Origin of the sequence: Streptomyces sp. NPDC007907 (assembly GCF_042959365.1) — a bacterium.
Lineage (GTDB): Bacteria > Actinomycetota > Actinomycetes > Streptomycetales > Streptomycetaceae > Streptomyces > Streptomyces indiaensis.
This window is the reverse complement of sequence record NZ_JBIBKR010000001.1, coordinates 971,470-984,896: the sequence shown is the minus strand read 5'-3', so window position 1 is coordinate 984,896 and position 13,427 is coordinate 971,470. Positions and strand designations below refer to the sequence as shown.

Sequence of the window (13,427 nt, the reverse complement as noted above, 5' to 3'; positions counted from 1 at the left end):
CTGTACGCCGCAGTTCACACTCTGGTTGCCTCACGTCCCGGCAGGCGACAACCGTCACAGTGCGGTCACCGTGGTACCCCGCTTGTTCCCTGGGTGAGGGCGGGTCCTTACGCTGACCCTGTCAAGACCATTGCGGGGCAACGTGAATCAGATGCAGGGCCTGCTCGTCGCGGGCCGCTACCGGCTGTCCGAATCCATCGGCAGTGGCGGTATGGGCCGGGTCTGGCGTGCGCATGACGAGGTGCTGCACCGGTCGGTCGCCATCAAGGAGTTGACCGCCGCCCTCTACGTATCCGAGAGCGAGCAGGCGATCCTGCTGGCGCGCACCCGGGCAGAGGCCAGGGCGGCCGCGCGGATCAACCACTCCGCGGTCGTCACCGTGCACGACGTACTGGAGCACGACGGCCGCCCGTGGATCGTGATGGAGCTGGTCGAGGGCCGTTCCCTGGCCGACGCGGTCAAGGAGGAGGGGCGCGTCGAGCCGCGCGAGGCGGCACGCATCGGCCTGTGGGTGCTGCGGGCCCTGCGCGCCGCGCACACCGCCGGTGTCCTGCACCGCGACATCAAGCCCGGCAACGTCCTGCTCGGCAGTGACGGGCGCGTGCTGCTCACGGACTTCGGCATCGCGCAGATCGAGGGCGACACGACCATCACACGCACCGGAGAGGTCGTCGGCTCGGTCGACTACCTGGCGCCCGAGCGCGTGCGGGGCCACGACCCGGGCCCGTCCTCCGACCTGTGGGCGCTCGGCGCGACGCTCTACACGGCGGTGGAGGGCCGGTCGCCGTTCCGCCGCACCACCCCGCTGACCACCATGCAGGCCGTGGTCGAGGAGGAGGCCGCCGAGCTCCGGCACGCCGGGCCGCTCGAACCCGTCATCACCGCCCTGCTGCGCAAGGACCCGGCCGCCCGGCCCGACGCGTCCGAGGCCGAGCACATGCTCGCCGAGGCGGCGGAGGGCCGACGGCCCAACGGGGCGCAGGCGTACGTGCCGACGCAGCAGTACGGGGGGACGACGCCGTACCGGGACCAGCACAGCGGAACGGGAACCGGACCGGGCCCAGCCGGTCGTACCGGCACCGGCACCGGCACCGGTACGACCGGCTCCGGCCCGTTCGGCGGCAACTCGGGTTCGCACACCGGGACACCGCTCCCGCCGCCGGCCGGCACCGCGGCCGGCGGAACGTCCGCGGCCGGCACCCAGCCGTACGGTCCCACCGGGGCCGGACAGGGCGCGACGGGCCCGCAGCGGAGCGGCTCCGGTCGGCGCCGCCGGCTGCGCACCCTCGCCCTGGTGGTCGCGCTCGCGGCCATCATCGGCGGGGGCACGGCCGTCGTGCTCCAGCAGGGGAACGGGACGTCGCAGGGTGACGGCTCCGGCTCCACGACGTCCACCAGCACGCAGGCGGCCGGAGGATCGGTTCCGGACAGCTGGGTCCGCTACGAGGACCCCGTCGGGTTCAGCCTCTACCTGCCCAAGGGCTGGAAGCGAAAGCCCTTCGGCCCGCGGGGCGAGCTCCAGCAGATCGACTACTCGCCGGACGGCGGCCTGCACTTCGTCCGCATCGCCATCGACACCTCGCCCGACTTCGCCGACGCCAGGTCCCACCAGGAGGATCTGGAGCAGCAGGTCCAGCGGCTGGTCGACTACAAGCGGGTGACCATGGAGGAGAACACCTACCGGGACCGCAAGGGCTCGCTGTGGGAGTACACCTGGACGGCGCTGGCCAAGGACCCGCCCTACGTCGCCGGGCCGCGCCACGCCATGGAGGAGACGTACTTCTCGCGGGACGGCGTCGAGTACGCGATCTACATCTCCTCGCCGGAGAAGGACTGGGCGAAGACGAGCAAGCAGTTCAAATGGGTACTCCAGGGCTGGCAACAGCCGCGGCAGATCGGTTAGCCGGCGCGCGCCCTTCTTCCGCCGGGTCCACGGTGACCTGCTCCCGGATCACATCAGCCTGAAGCACTGCTGAGCGGCGCGTCACCCGGGCTGTGCCGGGCGGGCGACCGGATTTCGTGGTCGTTGACGCCGTCTGCGGCATGATGGGGCTCATGGGGACCGAGGGAGCGAACTTCCGTGTGGTCGCGGGGCGTTACCGCTTGGAGGAGAGGCTCGGTCGTGGCGGAATGGGAGTGGTCTGGCGGGCGACCGACCAGCTCCTCGGCCGGAGCGTGGCCGTCAAGGAACTCCCCTACGACGAGACGCTCTCCGCGGCGCAGGCCCGCCGGCAGCGGGACCGCACCCTGCGCGAGGCCCGGGCCGTCGCCCAGCTGAGTCACCCGCACATCATCGTCGTCCACGACGTCGTCGACGACGGCGAACGCCCCTACATCGTCATGGAGTTGGTCCAGGGCGGCTCGCTCGCCGACCGGCTCGCCCACCAAGGGCCGGTCGACGCCGCCGAAGCGGCCCGCATCGGCATCGCCCTGCTCGGCGCACTGGGCGCCGCGCACCGGGCCGGGGTGCTGCACCGCGACCTCAAGCCGGACAACGTGCTGCTGGAGACCGGCACCGACCGGGTCGTCCTCACCGACTTCGGCATCGCCCAGGTCGCGGGCACCCCCACGCTCACCGAGAACGGAGCGTTCGTCGGCTCGCCGGAGTACACCGCGCCCGAGCGGATGTCCGGGGTCAGAACCGGGCCTGAGTCCGACCTGTGGTCACTGGGCGCGCTGCTGTGCGCGGCCCTCAGCGGCGAGTCGCCGTTCCACCGCGACTCGCTGGGCGGCGTCCTGCACGCGGTCGTCGTGGGTGACATCCAGCCGCCCGCACAGGCCGGGCCTCTCCTGCCCGTCGTACGCGGCCTGCTGGAGCGTGATCCGGACCGGCGGCTGGACGCGGACCGGGCGGAGCGCATGCTCCGGGCCTACCGCGACACGGGCCGTACGCCGCCGATGCCGCCGCCCGCCTACGCGCCCACGGTGGGTGCCGTGTCGCGCCGACGGCCGTCGGTGCCCGCCCTGCGGCAACCGCCCCCGCCGCAGGTGGACGCGCGCGGTGCGCACCGGCCGGAGGAACCCTTCCTCGGGCAGCCCGCGCGGCGCGCCCTCATCGCGGCGCTGCTGGTCGTGGCGATGGCCGGAGCCGGGGTGTCCGCGGCGGCGCTGCTCAGGGACGGCGGCAAGGGGGACGGCGGCCCCACCCCGAGGAGTTCCGCATCGACGACACCGAAGACCCCGCCGACCCGGCAGGCTTCGCCGAGCGGGTCGGCGTCAGGCCGGTGACCGGCGCGCGCGTCGCGAGGACGCCTCGCCCGGCCCGTGACCGGCGCATGCGTCCGGTACCCGGCTCTTGGCGGCCTGCCGTACCGTCACATAGGCGGAGAAGAGCCGTACATCGACGTCACGGGTCTGTGACCGGCTCGCGTCCTTTGTGGATCCGCGGGCGGTTGGCGCGGTATGGATGAGCCCATGAGCAACAGCGGGGGAGCCCGGTCCGGGGCCGACGAGCCGACGAGTTTTGTCCTGCAACCACCGAACCGGCAGGGGCCGGTGCCGGGCAATCCCTACGCCGTGTCGCCCCCGTCGCCCACCCGGGCCGTGCCGCCCGGGTCGGCCCAGGCGCCCGAGGGCCCCGGTGCCGGGCGGCTCATCGCCGGGCGCTACCGGCTGCTGGCCAAACTCGGGCACGGCGGCATGGGCACGGTGTGGCGGGCCGAGGACGAGACGGTCGGCCGGGAGGTCGCCGTCAAGGAGCCCCGCGTCCCGGACCACCTTCCCGAACGCGAACGCGCCAACGCCTTCGAGCGGATGCGCCGCGAGGCACGGGCCGCGGCCCGGCTCGACCACCCGGCCGTCGTGAACGTCCACGACGTCGCGGTCGTGGACGACCAGCCCTGGATCGTGATGGAGCTGGTGCGGGGCCGCTCGCTGGGCGACGCGCTCCAGGAGGGAACGCTGTCCGCGCGCGAGGCCGCCCGGATCGGCCTGGAGGTGCTCGGCGCGCTGGAGGCCGCCCACGCGGCGGGCATCCTGCACCGCGACGTCAAGCCGGACAATGTGCTGCTCGGCCGCTACGACCGGGTCGTCCTCACCGACTTCGGTATCGCCCAGATCGAGGGCGAGACCAGCCTGACCGACACCGGGGGCTTCGTCGGCTCACCCGAGTACATCGCGCCCGAGCGCGTGCTGGGGCAGCGCCCCGGCCCGGCGAGCGACCTGTGGTCCCTCGGGGTGGTGCTGTACGCGGCGACCGAGGGCGTCTCGCCGTTCCGCCGCAGCAACACCCCCGCCACGCTCCAGTCCGTCCTCAACGCCACGCCCGCGCCCCCCGCCTCCGCCCAGGGTCCGCTCGCCGAGGCCATCCGCGGCCTGCTGGACAAGGACCCGGCCCGCCGCCCGGACGCCGCACGAGTGCGGGCCCTGCTGGAGGCGGCCGCGCACCCGCCCGCTGCGCAGCCCACCCAGGTCGCGCGGATCCCGGGCCAGGGCACCGGCGGCCGGCGTCTCCGGTTCGGTCGCACGGCCTGGATCGGACTGGGCGCAGCGGTCGTCGCGGCGGCGGTGACGGCGTACCTGGTGATCGCGGATCCGTTCGCCGGGCCGCTGCCCGGGGGTTGGGAGGTCAAGCAGGAGAAGGACTTCGCCGCGTCGCTCGCCGTCCCCGCCGCGTACCAGCGGACCGTGCCCGACCGGAAGTCCGACCAGACCCACTGGGTCAGGTACACCGACTGGAGCGGCAGTATCTGGATCGCCCTGTCCCTGGAGAAGAAGGCCGAGGACACCGGCGGCACCATCGCGGGCTCCGCGGCCGCCGAGATGTACGACGACGACACCCGGTTCAAGGAGAGCGGCAGCTACGAGCTCGACATGGACGAGGGGCCGAAGAAGTCGGATCCCCGGGACACCACCTACCGGGACAGGAAGGCCGCCTGGAACACCGTCCCGTTCACGACCGACGACAGCGAGAACCCTCGCCCCCGGGAGGTCCAGATCTTCTACTACCGGACCCCCGGCGGAGACATGTACAAGCTCACCGTCAGCTACCCGGACAAGAGCGACTTCACCGCCCGCGGACGCGAGGTGGCGAGCACGGCGATCGCGAACCTGGACATCGACGGGACCTGATCCCGGCGGCCCAACGCCGTTGAAAACGGCCCGCGTCGACAATGTGCCGCCCGTCGGGGTACTGATGGGGCATGAGCAACGACGGGGGCGGGACGGACGCCGCGCTGGGCCGGCTGGTCGGTGGGCGCTACCGGCTGGTCGAACGCATCGGTGCCGGCGGCACGGGCACCGTCTGGCGGGCCCTCGACGAACACGCGCGGCGTGAGGTCGCCGTCAGACAGCCCCGGTTGCCGGGCGACCCGGACACCGAGAGCCACCGACGGGCGGCTCACCGGCTGCACCGCGAGGCCCGTGCCGCGGCCCGCGTCGACCATCCCGCCGCCGTCACCATCCACGACGTGGTCGTCGAGGCGGAGCAGCGGGACGAACGACCGGGCCCCATAGGCCCCGACGAGCTCGACGCGGCCGAGGCACTGGACGGACTCCCTTGGATCGTCATGGAGTTGGTGCCCGGCGAGTCCCTGCGGGAGAGGCTCCGCCGGGGCCCGGTCGCCGTGCCCGAAGCCGCGCGGATCGCACTCGCCGTCCTCGGTGCCCTGCGCGCCGCGCACTCCGTCGGCATCGTGCACCGCGACGTGAAACCCGCCAACGTGCTGATCGGTCCGCACGGGCGCGTCGTCGTCACCGACTTCGGCATCGCCCAGGTGCAGGGGGACGACCCGCTCACGGTGAACGGGGAGTCCGCAGCCGACCCGGCCGAGCCCCCAGGGGGCCGCCCAGAGTCCGCCGCAGTGCCGTCGGAGCCCGCCGTCCCTTCGGAGCCCGTCGTCCCGTCGGAGCCCGTCGCCCCATCCGGGCCTGCTGCTCCGTCAGAGTCCGCTGCGGCACCGGAGTTCGTGGCCCCCGAGCGGATCTTCGGCCGAACCGCCGGGCCCGCCTCCGACCTGTGGTCCCTGGGCGCCCTGCTGCACGCGGCCGTCGAAGGCTCGTCGCCGTTCCTGCGGACCACACCGGAGGCCACGCTCGCCGCGGTCCTCGCCGCCGAGCCGCCCGAACCGACGCGGGCCGGGCCCCTCGGACCACTGATAGCCCGGCTGCTGGTCCCGGACCCGGACCGAAGGCCGGACGCGGACGAGGTCGCGAAGGAACTCGAGGCGGTGGCGGGGCCCTTGCGGGTCGAGGACCTACGGGCGGCCGAACACCCGGGGAGCTCCGCCGACCGGGCCGCATCACCAACCGACCCGGTGTCCGCCGCCCCGGCCGCACAGCCTGATGCCGTCCCCGACGCCCTGCCCGCTCCCGTGCTCACCGGTGCCCTCGCGCAACAGGACCCCCCTCCGACCGAGCACAACCACCCCGACCCCCTCCCCGCCAAGCGTCAGAGCATCCTCCGCCCCGGCCCCCTCGCCCTCCTGTCCGCCCTGCTCGCCGGAGGCATGGGCGCCGTCACCCAACTCGCCGAACCCAGCAGCGCCGAGAGCGCCGGGCAGGTCACCGACGCGGCCGGCGCAGCCGACGCCTGGACCCCGCGTCCCGAGCCGGACATGGGGGTCGTCCTCCATCTCCCCGGCCACTACCGGCCCCTCGGCCGTACCGGCAGCGCGACCGACCAGCCCCGCACCGCGCGCTACGGCGACACCGAAGCCGGCACGATCCAAGTCCGCATCCTCAGCTGGGACAAGGCCCCGGCCGCGCCGATGGAACAGGCCAGGGCACACGACGCCGGGGGAGAGACCCGGTACGCCCGCACCGGCGTCCAGGGCCACGAAGCGGCTTTCGCCGACACCGCGTACCAGCGGGGCGGTGTGCCCCGGCGGCTCCTGCGGGCAGTCGTCCGCACCGAGGACGACCGCATGTACGAACTCCGCGTCGACATGCCCAGGGGCACGCCGGAGGAGGAAGAGGGCACCTCGGTGTTCGAGGGAGCCCGGGAGCGGCTCACGATCGTAAAAGGCTGAATCACACACCCGTCACCGCACAACGTCCTGATCAGCGCGTTTGTTGCCAGCAGTCACTGGCGTCGTGTGTGCGGTCGGTGAAGCCGTATTACCGACGGGTACCCAAAGCCTCCTTCGCGGCATACCCTGCGGCTCATGACGGACGCGCAGGCCGCCGAGAAGACGGCAGAGACCGGCACGGTACAGACCGGTACGGCACAGACGGGTAGGAACCCTCACGCCCCCGCCCCGGAGGGCGTCCGCACCGCCGCGGACGTGGTCACGCCCGAGCTGGTCGCCCAGCTCACCAAGGGTGTGGTCGGTTCGGGCCGGACCGCCAACCACACGCCGTTCACCGGTGAGAAGCTGGCCGACCTCCCCGAGTCGACGCCCGAGGACGTGGCGCAGGCCTTCGAACTGGCCCGCGCCGCCCAGGCCGTGTGGGCGCAGACCCCCGTACGGCAGCGCGCCGCCGTCCTGCTCCGCTTCCACGACCTGGTGCTGGAGCGACAGGCCGAGGTGCTCGACCTGATCCAGCTGGAGACCGGCAAGGCCCGCCTGCACGGCCACGAGGAGGTCCAGGCCGTCGCGGTCGCCGCCCGGCACTACGGCCGCAAGGCCCCCGCCTACCTGCGGCCCAAGCGGCACGCCGGCGCCATGCCGGCCCTCACCAAGGTCACCGAACTGCGCCACCCGCGCGGGGTCGTGGGCCAGATCGCCCCCTGGAACTACCCGCTGGAACTGTCCGTGGGCGACGCGCTCCCGGCGTTCGTCGCGGGCAACGCGGTCGTCATGAAGCCGGACACGGAGACCTGCCTGACCGCCCTGTGGGCCCGCGACCTGCTCATCGAGGCCGGCCTGCCCGCCGACGTCTTCCAGGTCGTCCTCGGAGAAGGTCCGGTCGTCGGCCCCGAGGTCGTCCGGCACGCCGACTACGTCTCCTTCACCGGCTCCACCCGCACCGGCCGCGAGGTCGCCCAGGGCGCGGCCGCCCGGCTGGTCGGCGTCTCCCTCGAACTCGGCGGCAAGAACGCCATGCTGGTCCTGGAGGACGCCGACATCGAGAAGGCGGCGGCCGGAGCCGTCCGCGCCTGCTTCTCCTCCGCCGGCCAGCTGTGCATATCCATCGAGCGGCTGTTCGTCCACGAGTCGATCGCGGACGCCTTCCTGGAGCGCTTCGCCGCCCGGACGAAGGCGATGCGCCTCGGCACGTCCCTGGCGTACGGCGCCGACATGGGCTCCTTGGTCGGCGAGCGGCAGCTCGAGACGGTCACGCGGCACGTGGAGGACGCCGTGGCCAAGGGCGCGAAGGTCGTCGCGGGCGGTGTGGCACGCCCCGACATCGGCCCGTACTTCTTCGAGCCCACGATCCTCGACGGGGTCGTCACGGACATGTCCGTCTGCGGCGAGGAGACCTTCGGCCCGGTCGTCTCGGTCTACCGCTTCAAGGACGAGGACGAGGCGATCGAGCGCGCCAACGCCACGGCGTACGGCCTGAACTCCTCGGTGTGGACGAAGAACGGCCGCCGCGGCCAGGAGGTCGCCGCCCGCCTGCGCACCGGGACGGTCAACATCAACGAGGGCTACGCCCCCGCCTACGGCAGCGTCCAGTCCCCCATGGGCGGCATGAAGGACTCCGGCCTCGGCCGCCGCCACGGTTCCGAGGGCATCCTCAAGTACACCGAGGCGCAGACGGTCGCCCACCAGCGGGTCATCCCGATGGCCCCGTCCCTGGGCATGGACGACGAGAAGTACGCCCAGTTCATGAGCAGGAGCCTGCGCCTGATGAAGGCGTTCGGGTTCCGCTGAGCCACCCGCACTGCACACTCGAAGGAGAGACGGCACGTGCCTCAGGACGCTTACGACTACGACGTCATCGTCGTGGGTTCCGGCTTCGGCGGCTCGGTGACCGCCCTGCGCCTCACCGAGAAGGGCTACCGCGTAGGCGTCCTGGAGGCCGGCCGGCGCTTCACCCGCGAGACCCTCCCCAAGAACTCCTGGGACCTGAAGAACTACCTGTGGGCGCCGAAGCTCGGCATGTACGGCATCCAGCGCATCCATCTGCTGGGCAACGTCATGGTCCTGGCGGGCGCGGGCGTGGGCGGCGGCTCCCTCAACTACGCCAACACCCTCTACGTCCCGCCGACGCCGTTCTTCGAGGACCCCCAGTGGCGTGACATCACCGACTGGCAGGACGAACTCGCGCCGTACTACGACCAGGCCCGCCGGATGCTGGGCGTCCGCCTCAACCCGACCATGACACCGTCCGACGTCCACCTGAAGGCGGCGGCGGAGAAGATGGGCTGCGGCGACACCTTCCACCTCGCTCCGGTCGGTGTCTTCTTCGGCGACGGCGAGGACGCCGACGGGACGGCGAAGGCGAAGCCGGGCCAGGAGGTGCCCGACCCGTACTTCGGCGGCGCGGGCCCGTCCCGCAGGGCCTGCGCCGAGTGCGGCGAGTGCATGACCGGCTGCCGGCACGGCGCGAAGAACACCCTCAACGAGAACTACCTGCACCTCGCCGAGAAGGCCGGCGCGGTGGTCCACCCCATGACGACGGTGCTCTCGGTCACCGACGACTCGCGCGGCGGCTATGCGATCGCCACCCTGCCGACGGACCGCGGCCGCAAGGCGAAGGGCCGCACCTACACCGCCCGCAAGGTCGTCCTCGCCGCCGGCACCTACGGCACCCAGACCCTGCTGCACCGCATGAAGGCGGGCGGCCAACTGCCCCACCTCTCGGACCGGCTGGGCGAGCTGACCCGCACCAACTCCGAGGCCCTGGTCGGCGCCCAGACCGACGACCGGCGCTACCGCAAGGCGCACGGCGCGCCGAAGGCCGACTTCACGCGGGGCGTGGCCATCACGTCCTCCATCCACCCCGACGCCGACACCCACATCGAACCGGTCCGCTACGGCAAGGGCTCCAACGCGATGGGCGGCCTGTCCATCCTCCAGGTCCCGTACGCGGGGACGGACTCGGGCGCCTCGCGGGTCCTGGGCTTCCTCGCCAACGCGGCGAGACACCCCTTGCTGGTGCTGCGTTCGCTGTCCAACCGCCGCTGGTCGGAGCGGACCATCATCGGCCTGGTGATGCAGTCGGTGGACAACTCCCTGACGACGTACCTGAAGCCGTCGGGCGTCGGCCGCGGCCTGCTCACCGCCCGGCAAGGCCACGGCGCCCCCAACCCCAAGCAGATCAAGGCCGCGACGAAGGGCGCCTCGGCGCTGGCCGCCGAGATCAACGGTTTCGCCGGCTCCAACGTCGGCGAACTGATGGGCACCCCGCTCACCGCCCACTTCCTCGGCGGCTGCCCCATCGGCGACTCCCGCGACTCCGGCGTGATCGACCCGTACCACCGCCTCTACGGCCACCCGGGCATCTCGGTCGTCGACGGCGCCGCGGTCTCCGCCAACCTGGGCGTCAACCCGTCCCTCACCATCACCGCCCAGGCCGAACGGGCGATGTCGTACTGGCCCAACAAGGGCGAGCCCGACCAGCGTCCCGAGCAGGGCACGGCCTACGTGCGGCTCCAGCCGGTCGAGCCGAAGTCCCCGGCGGTCCCGGCGGAGGCGTTCGGTGCGCTGCGGCTGCCGTTCCTCGGCATGCCGGCCGTACCACCGAAGAAGTAACCGGGGTCCCCACCAGGAGGACGACACGGAAGAGGGACCTGCACCCCCCTCCGAGCGCAGGTCCCTCTTCTGCTGGTGCGGCCTGTCGGCCGCTGTGGCTTACGCCTGTGCGCCGGCCTTGCGGCGACGGACGACGAAGATCGCACCGGCACCGGCCACGACCGCGGCACCGCCGACCAGGCTGATCATCGGCAGGGCGGAGCTGGAGCCGGTCTCGGCGAGGCTGCCGGTGACCTCCGGCGTGTCACCGCTCGGCTTCTCGTCGGTGACGGGCGCCTTGCCGCCTTCCTGCGGCTTGGTGCCGTCGGTGTCCGTACCGGCGGAGACAATCTGGAACTTGTACGACACGTCACCGAAGCCGGTGCACTGGTCGTCGTCGTCGCCGTAGATCGTCGCGCCGAGCGAGAAGCCGGCGCCGACCGGGGCGGACTTGCTCACGTTGAGGCGCAGCGGGATGTCGACCTCGTAGTCGGGCTTCAGCTCGTCGGTGTAGCCGACGTAACCGACCGCGTAGCCGCCCTCGTTGAGGTCGACCCAGGTCTTGTCCTGCGGGTCCCAGGCCTGGAGCTGGACCTGCTTGCTGGTGAACAGCTCCTCGCCGTTCTTGTCGGGGGAGGCCCCGGCGAAGAAGTCGAGGTCGTTCAGGGTGGAGTCGCTGTTGTTCAGCACGTTCAGCGAGAACTTGTGCCAGCCGCTGCCCGCGGCGATCTTGCCCGGCAGGCCGGTGATGCTGACGTCGACCTTGGTGTCCTCGCACACCGAGGGCTCGGGGTCGGGGGACTCCGACTCCTCCGGCTCGGAGGCGCTGGGGGCGGGGGAGGACTCGCTCGCGGACGCGCTCGGCGAGCTGGACGTCTCGGGAGCGGACTCGCTCGCGGACGTGCTCGGGGCCGGCGTGGTGGTGGTCTCGGCGGGCGTGGACTCGGAAGCGGAAGGCGAGGCCGACGTCTCCGGAGCGGACTCGCTCACGGACGCGCTCGGCGTAGGCGTGGTTTCTTCGGTCGCGTACGCGGCCGGTGCCGCGAGCAGTGCCACCGGGGCTATGACCGCCGTTGCGGCCGCTGCTGCCATGGCGCGGCGAAGCTTCATGAAGACCTCGGAGAGTCCGGCGTACCGCGGGATGCGGCACGAACGTTGGGGGAGGCCTCCGCGTGTGGGGCGCGGGAGTGGCCCTTGGTTCGGCAGGTTTGATCCGCGACACCTGTGAATGGTTGTGCTGGCATTCACAGAATTCTTATGTGCGTTGGGTCACACCCAAGACCTTCTTGTGAAGGCCCTTGCCACACGCTTAGATCTTGGGTTCGTGTCTGAGAAACCGTCCGACGATTCGTCGTCGGCCTCCGGGCTCCCCGACGACGTCTGGGAGCAGTTCATCCGCGACACCGAGCGGGACATCCGATCCTCCGCCCCGAAGGAGCCGTCCGCGCGGGCCCGCATGGTGACCGAGCGGCTACGCGAACAGGACGCCCGGGGCGAGCAGCCACCCGGGTGGCGTACCGGGCCGGAGTGGCAGGGCACGAACGGCCGCGCCGCCCGGCGCCGCAAGCTGTGGGCGGCGCTCGGTGTGACCGTCGCGGCGGCCGTGGTGCTGATCGCCCTGAAGCCGTCGTCGCTGCCCGGCGACCCCTTCGGCACCGGGGGTCCGCAGGCGGCCGAGGCCTCACCGCTGCCCGACGAGACGGCGGCGCCCAGCGCCGCGCCGGGTGCGTCGGACCCGGAAACCCCCACCCTGGACCGGCCGTTCGCCGGCTCCCCGGCCCTGCGCTGGGCCGACGGCGAGGCCGGCATCGTCCTGCCGGAGGCGAAGGCCGTCGGCGCGGTCTCCGCCGGCCGGGTGGAAGAGGCGCTGAAGCTGACGAAGAAGCTGCTGGTGGGCGCCAACCTCGACCGGAAGGCCGTACGCGGGGCGCGCCCCGCTGCCGCGCTCTCCGTGCTGGACCCCAAGCAGCCCGGGCTCCTCGACGACCTCGACACCGGGCTGCGTTCACCCAGCAGGGAGCACGACCCGGTGACCCTGTTCAGCCGCTTCGACCCCGACGAGGTGCGTCCGGTCGGCGACGTGATCAAGACCCGCGGGCGCATGACGTTCAAGAAGGGAACGCAGGGTGGTGTCGCGGTGCGCGCCGACTACACCTTCGTCTACCCCGTCGTGCGGGCGGACGGCCCTCCCGAGGTCACCCGCACCATCGTGCGCAGGGTCCTCGACATCGAACTCGCCGACCCCGCCCGGTACAAGGTCACACCGGGCCGGGTGCTGCTGGTCGAGTACGACCAGGAGATAGGCAACTCCGCTTGTGACGTCCACGACGGGTACCTGCATCCGGGATTCTCGTCGAGCCCGTCCGAGGGCCCCGACCCGAGCGGCCCGCCGACGGACCCGTACGACCGGAGCAGGGACATCGACCACGACGACGGCGGCGCCTGCGGGAGGGTCACCCGCACTTGAGCGGACGGTGACCGGCACCAGGCAGAGCGAAGGACCCCGCGGGTGGAGCCGCGGGGCCCTTCTTCTCGTCAGCACCGACGTCAGGGCAGCGCCGGTGCCTGGAAGCGGCGCCGGGGGGTTGCGCCGCTGGTCTGTACCTCTGGCAGTACGGCAATGCGGGTGGCCGCTGGGGGACTTGGACTGTGTACGCATCGTGCTGGATGAACGCGGCGCCCGCAACCGTTTGACCCAGACTCGTGCATTTATGCAAGGTCCGCCGGTCGGCCCCGGGCGTCCCCGGAGCCGACCGTTCTCTTGGTGACCGGGCTGCTGTCCCCTGCCGTCCGGTCACGTCCCTGGAGCGAGGTCCCACGACGCACGGCACGATCCGTGCGTCTCATCGCCCCAGTGAGCCACGCGTG

The 13,427-nt window shown here is 72.4% G+C and carries 8 protein-coding genes; 7 read left to right on the top strand and 1 reads right to left on the bottom strand.

The features are described from left to right. Positions 1-151: 151 nt before the first annotated feature. The 6 genes from ACFZDI_RS04460 (at position 152) to ACFZDI_RS04435 (ending at position 10,580) form a co-directional block, all read left to right on the top strand. Positions 152-1,903, top strand: a complete 1,752-nt coding sequence (locus tag ACFZDI_RS04460; protein WP_391248040.1) for a protein kinase — start codon at positions 152-154, stop codon at positions 1,901-1,903. A 152-nt stretch (positions 1,904-2,055) separates the two neighbouring features. Continuing rightward, entirely contained in the window at positions 2,056-3,228 is a 1,173-nt protein-coding gene (locus tag ACFZDI_RS04455; RefSeq protein WP_391247663.1) for a protein kinase, read from the top strand. 186 nt (positions 3,229-3,414) lie between these two features. Further along, complete coding sequence (locus tag ACFZDI_RS04450) at positions 3,415-5,070, top strand: serine/threonine-protein kinase (protein ID WP_361109351.1); 1,656 nt, start codon at positions 3,415-3,417, stop codon at positions 5,068-5,070. Positions 5,071-5,141: 71 nt separating this feature from the next. Next, complete coding sequence (locus ACFZDI_RS04445) at positions 5,142-6,968, top strand: protein kinase (protein ID WP_391247660.1); 1,827 nt, start codon at positions 5,142-5,144, stop codon at positions 6,966-6,968. Positions 6,969-7,103: 135 nt separating this feature from the next. Then, positions 7,104-8,756 carry a succinic semialdehyde dehydrogenase gene (locus ACFZDI_RS04440; protein ID WP_391247658.1) on the top strand — a complete coding sequence of 551 codons (1,653 nt, stop codon included), beginning with the start codon at positions 7,104-7,106 and terminating at the stop codon, positions 8,754-8,756. A 36-nt stretch (positions 8,757-8,792) separates the two neighbouring features. Further along, positions 8,793-10,580, top strand: coding sequence for a GMC family oxidoreductase N-terminal domain-containing protein (locus ACFZDI_RS04435; RefSeq protein ID WP_234850594.1), 1,788 nt, complete (start codon positions 8,793-8,795; stop codon positions 10,578-10,580). Between the two features lie 99 nt (positions 10,581-10,679). Here the strand turns inward: ACFZDI_RS04435 and ACFZDI_RS04430 are convergent, their stop codons facing one another. Next, a complete protein-coding gene (locus tag ACFZDI_RS04430; RefSeq protein ID WP_361109342.1) occupies positions 10,680-11,669 on the bottom strand; it encodes an LAETG motif-containing sortase-dependent surface protein in 990 nt (329 codons plus the stop codon). Positions 11,670-11,883: 214 nt separating this feature from the next. On the opposite strand from ACFZDI_RS04430, the gene ACFZDI_RS04425 reads away from it, so the two are divergent. Then, the gene (locus ACFZDI_RS04425) at positions 11,884-13,026 is read left to right on the top strand and encodes a hypothetical protein (RefSeq protein ID WP_391247656.1); all 1,143 of its coding nucleotides are present in this window, start codon (positions 11,884-11,886) and stop codon (positions 13,024-13,026) included. The last annotated feature ends 401 nt before the right edge of the window (positions 13,027-13,427 follow it).